This is a genomic window from Paraburkholderia graminis, assembly GCF_003330785.1.
GTDB classification, from domain to species: Bacteria; Pseudomonadota; Gammaproteobacteria; order Burkholderiales; family Burkholderiaceae; genus Paraburkholderia; species Paraburkholderia graminis.
Window position 1 is genome coordinate 110,886 of sequence record NZ_CP024934.1, and the last position, 13,856, is coordinate 124,741.

Genomic DNA, 13,856 nt, shown 5'->3' on the forward strand with positions numbered 1-13,856 from the left:
AGCCCATGAAACTTGAAGCAGAAGGTAAGCCTGAGATTCACGAGCCACGGGAATCTCAAGTGGCGCGAGCAATTAAGTCACTGAAGAGCTATGGTCCCTCCTCGTATGCATCGTTGACAGATGCAAGAGGAAATTATGTGCAGGTCGCTGGTGGTGGAGTGACATGCATGATTGAGAGATATGACGCAGCTAGTCGAAAGCGTTTTCGCGCGTTTCATGACAAGCCAAATACTGTCCGTCCGGATGGCACCATCCTTTCGTTTCGCGCCGGAAATATTCCAATGCGATCTGATGAATGGTTCATGTCTAATCAAGTGACAGAGGTGTTTGTCGCCTTCCTGAACGGCGAGGCATTTCCTGCGAACGTCCGCTGGAGGGACGCCCCCGGGTTTTAACGTGTTTCTGTTGCCACAAACACGGGCGAGGTTATTATCGACGGCAAGATCGGCGGCCAACTTGGGGCTCGTGGGTGTACGCAACAAGATGTGCAAGCGGTCGTTAGCGAGGGACCCGTCGGAACGACGATGGATAGCCGATTGGCGGGGAAAACTCCAGATGGGTGGCCCAGTACCTCGGGCGTCGATCAATTAGTGACGGCTGTGCAGGCCTTGACCAAGCAACTTGTCGGCGTGCAGGGCGAACTGGGCCGAATCTCTGGGTTGAAGGAAGAACGCTCGAAGCTGTTCAAGCTGGAGCGAGAACGCGATCGTATCCAGGATCGCATTGACGGGCTGTCCAACACCGGTTGAGCTGACCATGAGTTCGACAAGCTTCGGCTGGCCCTACGCGAACTCACCGTGAAGTGGATGCAGGGGCCTGAGATGAAGAACGTGTCGACGAACGTCGACATTGACTTGAATCTCCGCTTTACGTTCGAAGGCGAGACGCTTGATGTCATTGGCAGCGGCGGCAGCAGCACGACGATCAGACTAGTTCTCGCCATACACGCCGCTCTGTTGGAGGCGTATCTGTCTGATAGATCCCGTCCATTCCGCTTCTTGATCCTCGACACTCCGAAGCAGGAGGAACTCCACACTGCCGACCTAGCCCGATACCTCACGGAGCTTGATGAAATAGTGCGAGGCTAAACGCACGAGCAGGACTACCTACTTTGACGCGAAAATTTGAAGGTGTTCATTGTCGGACTGCCGCGGCTTTAGTCGTCATGTGAGGGGCCACTGATTGCATCCGATAACTGCGAATGCCTCTGAGACGTAGGGAGCTGTCAGCTGCTTACCGTTCGCGACTTAGGTCGGCGTCTTATCATTCACGTTTCAAAAAAAATTGAGGTTTGGTGTGTTGAGGAACCTCTGGCGCTGACCTTACGTCAGCGCCAGAGGTTCCATTGCCGGATGAGCGTAATTAGCGGTCCTGCTGCCAGCCGTTGTCGGTCTTCATCATGGAAATTGTCTGGGTGAACTGCACGTCGACATCATCGCTATAGTCCGTGTCCTTCCCGTTGAAGAAGCTGCCGAGCAGCCCAAGGTCAATACCTGGACAGGCCTGAGCGACGGTTCGCCGGAAGAACGGACCGGGCGCGGTGTTGTTCAGCAGCGCGGCGAAGTTGCCTTCTTCGATTTTTGCCTTCGACATGGCCTGATACCTGTCCTGATGTTGCTGCTCGAAGGTTTGCCGCGCGGTAGGATCGCTCGGGTTGGCGTCGATATACGCCTGCTGCTGGTCGTAGTACTGTTTCGCTTTCTCATCGGCATCAGCCTTCAGCGATTGATACTTGTCGTATTCCTCCTTCCACTGCCTCGCGTTGGCCTTGATGTCGCTGTCCGGCGACAGGCGGATGGTGTATTTGACGTCGACCCGGTAGCCGTTTCCGGTCTCGCCCGGAATACCGTTCACTTTCTGAAAGTCCCTGAGTTCGAGGTATTTGCATCCGGCAAGCGTGCTTTCGACGACCTTTCTCGCGTCGCTTTCAGAGGGGCTGTTGGAGCATGCGGAGAGCGTCATGGCGGCGCCAAGCGCAACTGAAATCGCGAAGAGACGAATGTTCTGTTTCATGATGATGGGATAGAGAAAAATAGATCGCTCCTGTGGCGGATCAGGCATGGAGACGCGTGTTTTACGAGTTATGGGCGATGCCCAAGCTGGACGCTGCCACCCGCATCGACGTCGCCATGGTGTCGTATGGCAAGAGGGAGCCAGGCAATCATGTTTGGCCTCATCAGGGCAATGAAAGAAAGCGCAGGAAAGGAGGGGACGGGCCCCCTCCTTTCCTATGCATGACTTACTGCGGTGCGGTTGCTGCCTGCACGCCTGCAAGCAGTTGTGCGTTGAGCGCGCCCGTGAACTGATAGGTGCGTTGCGCGTAGGTCGATGGATACAGCCAGCCCATACGCAGATGACCATTGCGCAGCGCGATTACGAGCTTTGCGCCATCGTTCAGCGGCGAGAGCAGCGGGTCTGTACCGATAGCCGACAGCGCAGTGCTCGAGAGATCGAGCACGAGAACGTTGCTGTTGCGGCTGTAGACCGACCAGGTACCACCCTGGTTCACGGTCGTACCGTTCTGGTCATACGTGCTGTAGGTAATCTTGCCATCGGCCGTGATGGTCATGCCAAACCCACCGGCGCGACCTTCCAACGAAAGACCGACTGCCTGCTGCACCGAGGTATAGGTCGTCGCTGCATCGCCCGTGATGAGGGAGATGACGCCGTCTTCAAACACTGCCGGTTGCGAACCGTCACAAACCTGACCATTGACGATTGCTGGATTGTCGCAGGCAGGCGTCCACACCGGCAGGATGACCTGGTCGGCGGTGTAGGACAGCAGACCCAGATACGTCTTCGTACCGCTTGCAAAGGTGGCCGTGGTGAGCGGCGGCAGTTGCCACAGGTTGTTGATCGCGTAGTTCGTCGGCACAGCCGTTGCCAACGTCTGACCCGACAGGTCGGCTTGACGGAACTCGTACGTATAGCTGATGCCAGTCGTTGCGTCCGTGCCTGAGAGCACAGCGCCGTTAACGGTTACCGGCAGTGGAGCGCGATATGTCGACACCGGAACGAAGTTCGACCAGGAAGCGTCGCTCTTCATTTCGTACACACCGTACATCGTCTCGTACTTGCCGTTCGTGACTGGCTGCCATGTGCCCGAGGAAAGCTCCTGCTGCTGTGTCACGACAGAACCGTTGCTGATCGAGCGCACGTCCTGCACGATCGAGCTCACCGGGGCGCTGTTGTAGTTCGCGAAGTACGGCAGGTAGCCGTCGAGCGCGTAGGTTGTTTGCGAAAGTACTTGCGAGGCTTCGACGCCGGCGTAGACCGGCTTCGAAGCTTGCGCTGCGATCTGGTCAGCCGTGACGTCCGTAGTGTTGTTCGCGACCATGGCGTTCGCTGCATTGCGAACCGTTGCCGGATCGGTGACCCCATTCGTCGCGAGCGAGGTCAGCTTGTTCACGATTGCCGTTGCCGTCGACAGCGCCTTTGCGTTACCCGATGCTATGTAATCGGCGTTGGGGTCGATGCCGCCGAGCATTGCGCTCACTGCCGCCGTTGCCTGTTGCTGGGAGAGACCCGTTTCCATCTGGGCCGTGATCAGCGTCGAGAAGGGGCTGATGTTCTGCGAACCCGTAGCTGTCACGATCTGGCTGAGCGTGACAGTAGCCGGGAAGACATAGTCCGGGCGCGAGAGGTCTTTCGTATGCGGCGTGATGCTCACGAGCAGCGTCTTGCCGAGCAGTCCACCGGTGTCAGGCAGAGCGTAGTTGCCGTTTGCATCGGTCGTGGCGGCAGGCAGCGACGCGTCACACGCACCCTGACCGTTGTCGAAACAGACGGTCGCGCCCACGAGGTAGCCGTCGATCGCCTTGCCCGACAACTGGGACGTCGGCGTGGTTGTGGCTCCCGATGAGGCGCTGCCGCCTCCACCACCGCCGCAGGCGGTGAGGCTGGCCGCAATAGCTACGCCCAAGATGTGCTTGGCAAACCCCGGATCAAACTTCATTTTCATTGTTTCCACCTTGTAGATAAAAGGGCCGCGTCACTCCAATCACTGCAGCCGGAGAAACGCTTCCCTTGACGGATGAACGATCGCCTTGGACGACAGTCAGGAGGCCCGGCGGACGGCACCGCCCCTGAAGTCCTACCTGTACAACGGCAATTCGCTCAAAAAGTTGAATATCAACCGTAAAAGCCCTTCATGTCAAACGGGTGATGCCCAACCATTCGGGGTGACTTGGAGGGTGCATGCCGAAATCGAAAACCGAAGATCTGGCAGTGGTGGTGGGGCGGGCGATTGCGAAACAGCGTGTTATTAGCGGTCTTACGCAGGACAAGGTGGCCGAACGGCTGGGAATCGGTCTGGAGGCAGTCTCACGGATGGAACGAGGGGTAGTGATCCCGACAGTCGTGCGCCTGTTCGAGTTGGCAGACATCTTTCAGTGTGATGCGGCCGACTTGCTGACGGAAGCCAGCAGCCGGTCCAGCGATCAGGCGAGTCACTTGAGCAGATTGTTGTCTCGGCTGTCGGCGGGCGATCGAACTCTGTTGCTTGAGGTCTTCGAGCGGCTATCGACGCGTTTGACCCGTCGGCAGGCGGAGACGGGGCGTCACTAACAATGGACCAACGCCCTGTACAGGGATCGCTCCAGCCGGCTCGGCTTCGCTGGCAATACAACAAAAACTGTCGCCGGCTCGCATGTGATGTACAGCCGGATGTTTCGCACGCTCGACCAACTCTGCTTTGGCGGCATGTAAGCGCCTGAGGCGCGCGCTCGTCGCGCTGCCAGTTTCGCCGCTCCATCGCTCACATCGCCCCCAAAGTGACCGAGGAAGTGGACGAGTGTGGCGCAAACTGCGTTTAGCGCGTCAACTGCATCCGATGAAGGGTGCAACCGACGACTACGGGGCCTCCGTGTGCAATTTGGACGTGAGACGGCGGCTTTCCCGTCAATAATCGCTCGGTAGTAGGATCGTCGTTAATGAGCGATCGGCCTCGGTGATGACCCAGATCCTGCCGCCGCCCGGTATCAGATAGCTCGACAGCAGGCGTCTGTGGATCAGCAGGGCCAGCTCGTTGCTGGCGATGTCGGCAATATCCAGCTCGCCCCAGTCCCCACGGAGATGCCGTTCCAGCAGGACGGTCGGCGAAATCCCGGCCTGTTCCAGCACGGACTGAGCGGCCGGGGTAATGACGGGGTGGCCCATCCGGAAACGCGGGCGGTTGCTCACGCGCACCTCCTGACCGGATAGTTGATCGTCGGCCATCGCGGGTAACAGGCATGAATAGTAGCGGGGGGCCGCTGCGGTGCACTGCAGGAAACCAGCTGCCCGATCAGTTCGATGGTGGTGTTCGAGCGATCCCACTCGGTAACCACAGTGATGCGGGCGCCGTCCGGTAGCGGATAGACCGACAGCAGGCGCAGGCCGGCCGCGATCGACAGGTCGTTCTGCGCACGGTCGTCGTCGGACACGATGCCCCAGTCGCCGGCGATGTGCCGCAGCATGACGCTGATGACGGGAATCTGGTTGGCACGTAGTTTTTCCAGGGCTTCGGGCGTGACCAGCAGCCGGCCCGGATGAAACAGCGGTTTGAGACGGATTGTATTGCTCATGGATGGCTCCAGAATCAGGACGAGCACGGGCCTCCGGAGGAACCGGATGCGTGATCGCAGAATGTGAGGGAAGGGAGAACGGGCGCAGGACGCGCCCGGTTTATGCCGCCGGCTCGATGACCTGCCTGCGCAGCGCGGCGGCTTTCGCCTGCGAGCAGCCGAGGTGCTGGCGGATGCCGGCGACGGTCGGGCGCACGAGCCCGGCCTCGATGTCGCGGCGCAGCTTCATGACTTCGGTTTCGGGTTCGGCCATCGCAGGAATGGTCGGCACTTCAACTGGCGTCACGACAGGTACATCGGCGGTAACTGCGGATACTCGTTCGTGACGATCCATGACGGCCGATGTGTCCGGCGGCAGCAGCGCAATCCACCACAGCAGGCAGGCCGTGCCTTCGAGCACGGTCGCGAACGCGAGACCGGTGAACAGATCGAGTCTCGTATCCATTACGCCCAGCAGCGCAGCAAGCCGTGCCGTGACCGGATCGTCACGTGCAGAGTCACGACGCACGGCGTTACTATCTTCGACGACCTGATACCGCCGCACGTCAGCCGCTTCGGCGTCGAGTGCATCGAGCCGGGTGGCCAGCGAAGTTCGCCGTACCCGTAGCGCCGGACAGTCGCGAATGCAGTGTCGGGCATCGGCGACAGCCTTGTCGACCGCGACCGATGCCCGCTCCGCCATCACGGCCGTCAGCGCCCGGTGGGCGGGAACGCTGACGACCGGCATGGCCGATACCCGGACCTCGCCCGCATGCGATTGCGACAGCAGAAAGTACGTCGCGTGTCCCCACGATGCGGCGGCCATACACCCGAGCCACAGCACGACGCCGATACCGCGCACCGCGAGCGGCGCGGACCTCCATAGCGCGGGCAGCAGATGAGCGCCGCCGATCAGCACGACGCTCACCGCGACCCACACCAGTCGCTCCGACAGCCACCCGCCGCGTTGCCAGCCGGCAATGACCGACATGCAGACGGCCGTGGTGGTTGCCGCGACGGCCAGAGCGCGTGCCGGACGACGGATCATGCGGCCTTCCCGCCGAGCAGCGCCGCGCGCTGATCGAGCCGGTCCTTCAGACTGGCAGCGTCAGGCGTTCCGCCAGCGTCGGCATGGGTGTTACCGTCACCGTCATCGGACCGAGCCGGATAGAACTCGTCCGCGACAGCGGCGACGTCCTCGATGCTGTCCTCGAATGCACCGTTACTAAAGCCGGCGCGTGCAGCGGCATCCAGCGCGACCTGATCGAACCCGGCCGCGCGACGTCGCGCATCCAGTTCGCGCGCCTCGATAATTGCCGCTTCGAGCGAGCTGCTCGCGCGCACGCCCAGATCGACGTAGTAGATGGCCGAACGGTAGCTCTGGGTCGTGGACTTGCCACGCAGCTTCAGTTCCAGCGGCAGGCAGGCGAGCAGGTTGCCCGACACTGCGGCGAAGTAATGCAGGCGCGCGGCGAGTGTGCGGATCGAGTTGTACGAGGTGGTGCGGAAGATGAACGACCCCATCTCGTCTTCGTCGCCGATCAGCACATTGAGTCGGCCGTAGGGCTTGCAGGCGCCGCCCTGACCAAACATGCAGCCATCCGGCGACGGGCACGGCAGTTCCTCGATACCGGCGTCCGTGGCGCGGCGGCAGGTTTCGCCATTTCCGACGCATACAGGCCTTCCGGTCTCGCGGTCGAAGCACGAATACTCGGCGCGCAGGTTCAGGTCCGGATCATTGAAAAGGAATCGGACGGGGATCGCGCGCAGCTTGCCGGTAGTCGCCTTGCGCAGCGATTCGTTGAGCGGATGCAGCATCCATCCGTCGCGGTTCTGGATCTGCGTCGTGACGGTGAACTGGTCGTCTTTTTCGGGCAGTCGCTTGCCGTTCTTCTCGACGATGCGACCAATGGAAATCCGCCCGATGACGGGCGGAGTAATGCTTAAGCCTTTAAGCATGGACTTCTCCTATATACATAAACAGTGGGGCGTGAAGCGGGAGAGGGAGAGGCAGGACCGGCAGGAATTCAGGTGTTCACAAGAAACCGGCGTGAACCGGGTTTCGTGATGGCGTACTGCGCGGCAAGGTCGGGGTGATCAGCCAGTAGCCGTTGCAGGTCGATGCCGGCGCTGTCCCGGCTGCGTCTGAACGACACCGAACCCGTTTCGAACTCGGCCCGGTCGGCCTCGCCCATCGCCTGCTGGATGGTCTGCTTCAGCTTTGATTCGATCGACTGGTGGCTCTCGATCTTTGCGCGCACGGCGACCAGATCGGCGAAGGCGGACGAGAGCGACCTGTCGCCCGTGAAATCGACTGTGCCGCCGGCACCCGGGTACAGGCAGCGCAGTGCGCGCTCCGCCGAGTCCGAGCCATCGGCGGGTGGCGGCGTATCGGTTTCGACATAGCGCCAGAATGCCGCTTCGAGTTCGATCAGTCGTGCGATCAGCGCGTCGTCACGCACCACCTGATGCACCTCGAGCTTCTGGCCGCAGAGCAGCACGGCTACATCGGCCGCCTGCCTGCCCGTGACCGCGAGCTGGTGCTGAACCTGAAGCTGCACGTACTCGGGCACGCCGTCACGCCAGAGCCGCGTGCCGAACTCGCCCGCCGTCTTGCATTCGAGCAGTTGCACGTCGCGGTTGCCCACGACTTCACGATCGATATTGGCGAGCATGAACGGTATCGTCGGATGCTGGAGCACGGCATTGACACGCCGGACACGATTGCCGGTCTGCTTCGTGTACGACGCAGCCACGATGGGCTCGAGCAGCGTGCCCCAGTACACGGGCTCGGCCGTATCATTCGCGTCCGGCTTCGGCAAATTCGCCTCTCGGTTGGTCTTAATGAGCCACAGTTCGAGTGGACTCATGTACGGCGACAGTCCCACGGCAGCCGCCGCGTCCGAGCCGCCGATTCCGTTCTTCCTTACCGATAGCCAGTCTTCGCGCGAAAGCGATTTCGTGTCGACGAGCCGCAGCGCAGGCCGAGGCCGACCGCGCCTGGCCGATTCAGGCAAAGCCATTTGTAACCTCCAGAAAGCAGAAGGCCCGGCGGGAATATCCCGGCCGGGCCGTATGACGTCATGGACATGAACTCAGGCAACCAGCTTCATCGCCTCGTCCCACGCGCGCTGCTTGATCGCGGCACCGGCGCCAAACCAGGCCGCGTCGCGCCGGTGATCCTCACTGCGCGCACGGCGCTGGTGATCGACAAATTCCGTGATCGAATTGACGAGACCCCAAGCGGTACCGGCTGCCGAGGCGAGCGTCGCGCCCTTGCCGCGACCGGTGTACAGCGACTGCACGGCCCTGATTGCGCTATCGTTGGTGGTCGGCATCGGGACACTGGAACTGGCCGGATACGTCAGCACGCGATGGAAGAACGCCTCCGCAGCCGTGTCATTTACCTTTCGATCCGCCAGCGCTTTCATGCGCACCATGAAACCGTCCCAGGACGCGATTGCGATGCCGAGTTGTCGCTTGACGGCCTGTGCGTCGAACCGGGAGCGGTGCGGCACCTTCACGCTGCCTGCGGAATCGCCCACCGCGATCTGCAGCGTGTTGTTGCACACGACACGCACCGATGTGAACTGGGCGGTGGTCGCGAGCGTGCCGTCGCAGGCTGTGGCGAGCAGCAGGTAACCATTCACCTCGTCGCGTCCCTTGAGCGAGACGGACTGACCGGTACGGGCCAAAGCCCAGAGTTTTTTACCATTGCGAAGTACGCCCGCAGTTTCCAGCTCGAAGCCACCGACTTCGGTGAGGTCGCGGTAGAACTCCAGGATTTCGCGCGGTTGCACGACCTGATAACGCGACGAGACAACGGACAGCGGGGCCTTTGTATCCGAGCGGTAGAGCACGCGCTGTTCGGGAAAAGCATGGATCGAGCCGAGGCCGGAACCGGCTTGTCCGGCGATGAAGCGGACATCGGACGATTCGATCGTCCAGTCCATGCCGGCCTGTTTCTGCCAGGTCTCGATCGGCTGTTTCGGGGAAAGCTGATTGCCAAGACCGTGCCAAGGGGTGTCGCCAACATAGGCCATCGATTGAACCAGATGCATTTAAAACCTCAGACAAGTGCATAAAGCCCGGCACACGGCCGGGCATCGGTGGAAACAACAGGGAAGATCAGGGAAGGAGAAAAGCGGAAACCGGAAACCGGATCAGTTCGACCCGGTCGAGAAGGTACGTCCGCATGCTCGGCAATGCCAGTTGTCGAGCACTTTCCGGTCGATGGTTTCGCCAAGTGCTGCGCCGGTCGCGCAGCCAGCAGCCGCGCCGGCCAGGCCCGCGATGATTGCGCCGGCGATGCTGCCGCACAGCACGCCGAATGGGCCGCCGAGCGCGCCGGCCACCGCGCCGACCTCTGCACCGGATAGTGCCGCGGCGGCTGCGCTTGTGCCGCCGGCAGTCGCGCCGATCGCGCCGCCGATGCGTCGGGCGATGTGGCGTGGCTCAGTGCGGGACGATTCGCAGGCCGGACAGGTGTAGATCACGTCGCCCGTGTCGGGGCGGTAGCCAGGCAGTTGCTGGTCGGACGGACGGGACGATGTCTGCGTGGACTCGCGCTCGTGCAGGCGCAACTGTTCGGCCAGCCATTCGTCTTCGTCGTCATCGTCGAACGGCGGATAAGGCAGGCGACGGTCAGGCATGGCAGGCCGTCGCCTTTCGCCGGACGTGACTGGCGTAGCAACCGACGCACATTGTCCACAACGCGCCGAGAGCGAAGCAGATCACAAATGCGACCAGATAATCGAGGGGTGAGGTGGGAAGCATCACCGGACTCCTGAGGTGGGTTCGCCGTGCGCAGTCGCAGCGGCGGAGCGGCAGACTGCTGCCGGTGCTCAGGCTAGTGATATAGGGCTGAAAGAAATTTGAATCGGGTGTGGACAATGGCAGTCTGCTATGTTACCAGCGGCTGCGGCACTAGCGGGGGGGACCCTGTTAGGGTCGGGTCTGTTCCGCGCGGAGCGAACCATGCCGACGTCCTAGGCTTTCAGACCATTGCGGCCGAGCGGGCAAAGCTCCGGCATCAGTACTTTCAAGATGCACTGGGAGCAGCTTTCGATCAGGTCGCCCGCGCTGGCACCGGAAGTCTGGCAGGATAGTAGATTCACCGCACGGGCGAGGTGATGACAGTTTGGTACGTCCTGCACGAGGCCACTGCGCCGACAAAGCGCTAACTATATGGGCGCCCCACTGGGTTGAAGATCGGTCGAACAAGAACTGTATCGGGGATGGCATGTTTGAAATTTGTCTCTTTGACTTAGATGAAACCCTCGTCCACACGGACGATCTGGTCGATCTGCGCGTAGCTTGCAAGAACAACGCTGATTCAGCTCGCTTAAAGAGGTTGAAGGCGGACCTTGCCGACAGGGATGACCGGCGCATCTATAGCGCGGACATTCTGAACAAAATCCGCTTAGATTTCCCCAAGCTAAACTTGGGAGTTTTTACGCGGTCACCGCGCAGCTATGCGCAGACGGTGCTTGATTGGGCATATCCAGGCTTTAAATGGGACATCGTTGTGGCCTACGAAGACGTTAAGCCAACCAAGCCTCATGGTGACGGCATTGATCTGGCTATGAAGCAGTTTGGCGTCGAGTATCTCGATAGGGTGATCTTGGTGGGAGATAGCGATGCAGATGTGCGCGCGGCGTACAATTGTGGGTGTCTTGTGGCGCTCGACAAAGGAGCGTGGCCGTCAAAGCGGGGATACGAGCACTGGGGCGCTCTGGAGCATGTGCCGGATGCGGTGATCTCGTCGCCTGACGAGATTCTTGACGTACTGGCAGATTCAGGCCGGTTCCTTCCGGAACTCGAGCGCCTGCTGGTTGGGGCTGCTCCGGTGGGGCGGGCGCGATTTGACAAGATCAATCACTTTGTCGCCAAGGCGGCGGATGGAGACAAGACTCCCTATCCGATTTATGTTTGCGGTAGATCGTTTGCCAACTACGAATCTCTACGTTACAGAAAACAGTGGCACGGTCTTACGGAATCGATAGAGGAGAACAAGGACTCGGATACCTTTCCTGAGGAGTGGATTAAAGCTATCCGTCATTTCATCGAGGACCAGTACTTCTCTTTCTTTGCGGCGGTAAACTTAGTGGTGACCGTAGTACCTCATAGACCAGGAAGAAAGGCGCGCTTGGAGAATCTGCTCAAGCAACTGGCTCAATCGATCTTGGAGAGTCCTATCGAGGATCGCGTGGTCACCTGCCAACCCGGGCTGTTGGCGTACAAGTCTGGGGTGCAATCTCAACACAATGACCATTTGAAACGGGATGCACGCTTCATCAATGTGCGCGACCATCTGTTCGTACAGCTTCCAGACGTGGTGAAGGCGGGCACGTCCTTTCTGGTTATTGACGACGTTACAACGACGGGTGCTTCGTTGATCTATGCAGCAAAATACCTGAAAGCCTCAGGCGCTGGCGAGGTCAAATGCCTGTCGATGGCCAAGAATATAGGCGATGTTTTATGAACGCTATCTCAACACCGACGCGGTTGCTGCTTTCCCTGTCAATGCTGAAAGGCGTCGGGCCTGTTGCTCTTAAAAAGGCATCATCTATCCGAGGTTTTGTCGACAAGGCGATTGAGGAGTGGGCAAGTGAGGTCCCACAGATCTCGCGTGCGTTAGCCAACGGGGGTGATTGGCAAACCGCCCAGGAAGCGGCCGAAAGACAGATTGACGATGCGGAGAAGCATCGTGCCCGTATCTTGTCTCCACTGGACTCTGAATATCCGAACCTGTTGGCTGCCACGAAGGATGATCCATTCATCCTCTACGTTCAGGGGACACTCGCAAGCAATCCGGAACAGTCAGTTGCCATCATCGGGACCCGCGAGCCGACAGCACACGGAAGATTGATCGCCAAGCGGATTACGCAGTTCTTCGCCGAGCATGACTGGAGCATTGTCAGTGGTCTGGCAATCGGTTGCGACGCTGTTGCGCATCAGATGGCATTGGATGTGGGTGCACATACCGTGGCTGTCTTAGCGCATGGATTGCACATGATCGCGCCGACGCGACATAAGAAGCTGGCGCAAGATATTCTCGCTTCTGGCGGCGCGCTTGTTAGTGAATACCCTTTTGGTCAGAACGTCCAGAGCCAGCAGTACGTCAAGCGAGATCGTACACAAGCAGGGATGGCGCAGGGTGTAGTGATGATTCAGTCAGACGTCAAAGGTGGAAGCTTGCACGCGTCGCGTGCCTCCTTGGATTATGGGCGATGGCTCGCTGTTCCGTACCCTACGGACAAGGATCTAGAGAACGCTGAGCCAAAAGTGCAGGCGAATCTGCTTATTGCTGAAGGTACCGATGCGGAGAGAGCTGATCTGCTGCGTTGCTCTTCGAGCGCCCTGCCACGAATCATGATCTTGCGTGGTCGCGAGGATTATCTGCGAATGATCGACCCGACCGGAAGTAAAGCATCCGACGTATTGTTGGCACGCGAGCCCCATGACCCGATCGCCTTGGAGTTTTTATACAACGAGGGTGTCGGCGTGGATGTGGAAAAAACCGAGGCTGCGGGGAGTGAGGCAGAAGACGGCCCCCTCAGATTGCCGTCACGTGATGCGAACAGTGCGAAGGAAGTGGTTACTGTGCCCGTTGCGACCCAGTATGCGAAGGAGGAGATGACGATACCTTCTGCGCCACTTCCTCATGAGACCATTTCGGATATGGTCATTCGCTGTCATGTTGCGGTCGACGGAGCACCGTCCGTTAGCCTAGAAATTCCGCAGATGCCATTGCGAAACTCGAGGTGGCCCGAAGGCAAGGATTCTCTTGTTCATAACGACGACATCTTGGTCGCGCGGTTGCGCTATGTTCAGACGCGACTAGAGGCGCTCAACCAGATGCGTCATGTTGATGTGCCGAAAAGCGTGGAAGGTTTTTTGTTCCTGAGGTTTTCCATTGAGGACGCGTTAGGGCAAATGAAGCGTGCCGTCGATATCTTAAGCGTGCTAAATCGCGGCAACGTCACCTTGCAAGCGTGTCGTGCGTTAGACGATAATTCCGTCGAATGTGTGTCGGGAAAACAATTGAGTCTGCGTATGCATAACGGGTGGCAAAGCCATAAGGAGCTGCCTCTTCGTGAAGCTTTGAACGAGGTGCTCGCATCGTGTCCTGAATCTATCGTGTTAGATGTTGAGCCCAATAGCCCATTTCGCCCTGAGAATGAGGAGTCGTTCTCAGGTACCAAAATCGACGTTAGCTTCGACGATCTGGTGTGCTCATTCAATGAATTTATTGCGCGGATGCTCTATGACGACTCGCCGCACGTTGCGCGATGACGCATTTAGACTGCT

Annotated in this window: 15 protein-coding genes and 1 pseudogene; 7 read left to right on the top strand and 9 right to left on the bottom strand. The window is 59.6% G+C overall.

Annotated features, from left to right (window positions below):
* Nucleotides 1-5 precede the first annotated feature (5 nt).
* The 4 genes and pseudogenes from CUJ91_RS00440 (at nt 6) to CUJ91_RS00450 (ending at nt 1,088) form a co-directional block, all read left to right on the top strand.
* A complete protein-coding gene (locus CUJ91_RS00440; protein WP_114155659.1) occupies nt 6-395 on the top strand; it encodes a hypothetical protein in 390 nt (129 codons plus the stop codon).
* 48 nt (nt 396-443) lie between these two features.
* A pseudogene (locus tag CUJ91_RS35255) lies at nt 444-500 on the top strand (hypothetical protein); the annotation flags it as partial.
* Nucleotides 501-524: 24 nt separating this feature from the next.
* The gene (locus CUJ91_RS00445; RefSeq protein WP_244230957.1) at nt 525-749 is read left to right on the top strand and encodes a hypothetical protein; all 225 of its coding nucleotides are present in this window, start codon (nt 525-527) and stop codon (nt 747-749) included.
* A gap of 48 nt (nt 750-797) precedes the next feature.
* Entirely contained in the window at nt 798-1,088 is a 291-nt protein-coding gene (locus CUJ91_RS00450) for a hypothetical protein (protein ID WP_153067603.1), read from the top strand.
* A gap of 274 nt (nt 1,089-1,362) precedes the next feature.
* Here CUJ91_RS00450 and CUJ91_RS00455 read toward each other — a convergent pair whose 3' ends face one another.
* Together CUJ91_RS00455 and CUJ91_RS00460 are read right to left on the bottom strand one after the other, a co-directional pair.
* The gene (locus CUJ91_RS00455; RefSeq protein WP_153067604.1) at nt 1,363-2,061 is read right to left on the bottom strand and encodes a hypothetical protein; all 699 of its coding nucleotides are present in this window, start codon (nt 2,059-2,061) and stop codon (nt 1,363-1,365) included.
* Nucleotides 2,062-2,239: 178 nt separating this feature from the next.
* Nucleotides 2,240-3,961: a hypothetical protein gene (locus tag CUJ91_RS00460; RefSeq protein WP_153067605.1), complete on the bottom strand. Its 1,722-nt coding sequence runs from the start codon at nt 3,959-3,961 to the stop codon at nt 2,240-2,242.
* A 236-nt stretch (nt 3,962-4,197) separates the two neighbouring features.
* Between CUJ91_RS00460 and CUJ91_RS00465 the strand changes: the two genes are divergently transcribed.
* Nucleotides 4,198-4,566 (top strand): helix-turn-helix domain-containing protein, encoded by a 369-nt coding sequence (locus tag CUJ91_RS00465; protein WP_114155664.1) that lies wholly within the window; start codon nt 4,198-4,200, stop codon nt 4,564-4,566.
* 333 nt (nt 4,567-4,899) lie between these two features.
* Here CUJ91_RS00465 and CUJ91_RS00470 read toward each other — a convergent pair whose 3' ends face one another.
* From CUJ91_RS00470 to CUJ91_RS00500, 7 genes are all read right to left on the bottom strand, one after another.
* Nucleotides 4,900-5,181, bottom strand: a complete 282-nt coding sequence (locus tag CUJ91_RS00470) for a hypothetical protein (protein WP_114155665.1) — start codon at nt 5,179-5,181, stop codon at nt 4,900-4,902.
* Nucleotides 5,178-5,564 (bottom strand): hypothetical protein, encoded by a 387-nt coding sequence (locus tag CUJ91_RS00475; protein WP_114155666.1) that lies wholly within the window; start codon nt 5,562-5,564, stop codon nt 5,178-5,180. The genes CUJ91_RS00470 and CUJ91_RS00475 overlap by 4 nt, the downstream gene beginning before the upstream one ends.
* Before the next feature lie 100 nt (nt 5,565-5,664).
* On the bottom strand, nt 5,665-6,591 hold the full coding sequence (locus CUJ91_RS00480; RefSeq protein WP_114155667.1) for a hypothetical protein: 927 nt from the start codon (nt 6,589-6,591) through the stop codon (nt 5,665-5,667).
* Nucleotides 6,588-7,502, bottom strand: coding sequence for a recombination directionality factor (locus tag CUJ91_RS00485; protein WP_114155668.1), 915 nt, complete (start codon nt 7,500-7,502; stop codon nt 6,588-6,590). Before CUJ91_RS00485 ends, CUJ91_RS00480 begins: the two co-directional genes overlap by 4 nt.
* Before the next feature lie 68 nt (nt 7,503-7,570).
* The gene (locus CUJ91_RS00490; RefSeq protein ID WP_114155669.1) at nt 7,571-8,566 is read right to left on the bottom strand and encodes a YqaJ viral recombinase family nuclease; all 996 of its coding nucleotides are present in this window, start codon (nt 8,564-8,566) and stop codon (nt 7,571-7,573) included.
* 72 nt (nt 8,567-8,638) lie between these two features.
* Nucleotides 8,639-9,604, bottom strand: coding sequence for a DUF932 domain-containing protein (locus CUJ91_RS00495; RefSeq protein WP_114155670.1), 966 nt, complete (start codon nt 9,602-9,604; stop codon nt 8,639-8,641).
* Nucleotides 9,605-9,706: 102 nt separating this feature from the next.
* Nucleotides 9,707-10,195 carry a hypothetical protein gene (locus CUJ91_RS00500; protein WP_208716143.1) on the bottom strand — a complete coding sequence of 163 codons (489 nt, stop codon included), beginning with the start codon at nt 10,193-10,195 and terminating at the stop codon, nt 9,707-9,709.
* A gap of 590 nt (nt 10,196-10,785) precedes the next feature.
* On the opposite strand from CUJ91_RS00500, the gene CUJ91_RS00505 reads away from it, so the two are divergent.
* Together CUJ91_RS00505 and CUJ91_RS00510 are read left to right on the top strand one after the other, a co-directional pair.
* The gene (locus CUJ91_RS00505) at nt 10,786-12,027 is read left to right on the top strand and encodes an NIF family HAD-type phosphatase (RefSeq protein ID WP_114155671.1); all 1,242 of its coding nucleotides are present in this window, start codon (nt 10,786-10,788) and stop codon (nt 12,025-12,027) included.
* A complete protein-coding gene (locus CUJ91_RS00510) occupies nt 12,024-13,841 on the top strand; it encodes a DNA-processing protein DprA (RefSeq protein ID WP_114155672.1) in 1,818 nt (605 codons plus the stop codon). Before CUJ91_RS00505 ends, CUJ91_RS00510 begins: the two co-directional genes overlap by 4 nt.
* Nucleotides 13,842-13,856 lie beyond the last annotated feature (15 nt).

Bases quoted from the DNA above. Each gene is read 5' to 3' on its own strand.
- CUJ91_RS00440 (WP_114155659.1), top strand. From the start codon at position 6: ATGAAACTTGAAGCAGAAGGTAAGCCTGAGATTCACGAGCCACGGGAA.
- CUJ91_RS00445 (WP_244230957.1), top strand. From the start codon at position 525: ATGGATAGCCGATTGGCGGGGAAAACTCCAGATGGGTGGCCCAGTACC.
- CUJ91_RS00455 (WP_153067604.1), bottom strand. From the start codon at position 2,061: ATGCCTGATCCGCCACAGGAGCGATCTATTTTTCTCTATCCCATCATC.
- CUJ91_RS00460 (WP_153067605.1), bottom strand. From the start codon at position 3,961: ATGAAAATGAAGTTTGATCCGGGGTTTGCCAAGCACATCTTGGGCGTA.
- CUJ91_RS00465 (WP_114155664.1), top strand. From the start codon at position 4,198: ATGCCGAAATCGAAAACCGAAGATCTGGCAGTGGTGGTGGGGCGGGCG.
- CUJ91_RS00475 (WP_114155666.1), bottom strand. From the start codon at position 5,564: ATGAGCAATACAATCCGTCTCAAACCGCTGTTTCATCCGGGCCGGCTG.
- CUJ91_RS00480 (WP_114155667.1), bottom strand. From the start codon at position 6,591: ATGATCCGTCGTCCGGCACGCGCTCTGGCCGTCGCGGCAACCACCACG.
- CUJ91_RS00485 (WP_114155668.1), bottom strand. From the start codon at position 7,502: ATGCTTAAAGGCTTAAGCATTACTCCGCCCGTCATCGGGCGGATTTCC.
- CUJ91_RS00490 (WP_114155669.1), bottom strand. From the start codon at position 8,566: ATGGCTTTGCCTGAATCGGCCAGGCGCGGTCGGCCTCGGCCTGCGCTG.
- CUJ91_RS00495 (WP_114155670.1), bottom strand. From the start codon at position 9,604: ATGCATCTGGTTCAATCGATGGCCTATGTTGGCGACACCCCTTGGCAC.
- CUJ91_RS00500 (WP_208716143.1), bottom strand. From the start codon at position 10,195: ATGCCTGACCGTCGCCTGCCTTATCCGCCGTTCGACGATGACGACGAA.
- CUJ91_RS00505 (WP_114155671.1), top strand. From the start codon at position 10,786: ATGTTTGAAATTTGTCTCTTTGACTTAGATGAAACCCTCGTCCACACG.
- CUJ91_RS00510 (WP_114155672.1), top strand. From the start codon at position 12,024: ATGAACGCTATCTCAACACCGACGCGGTTGCTGCTTTCCCTGTCAATG.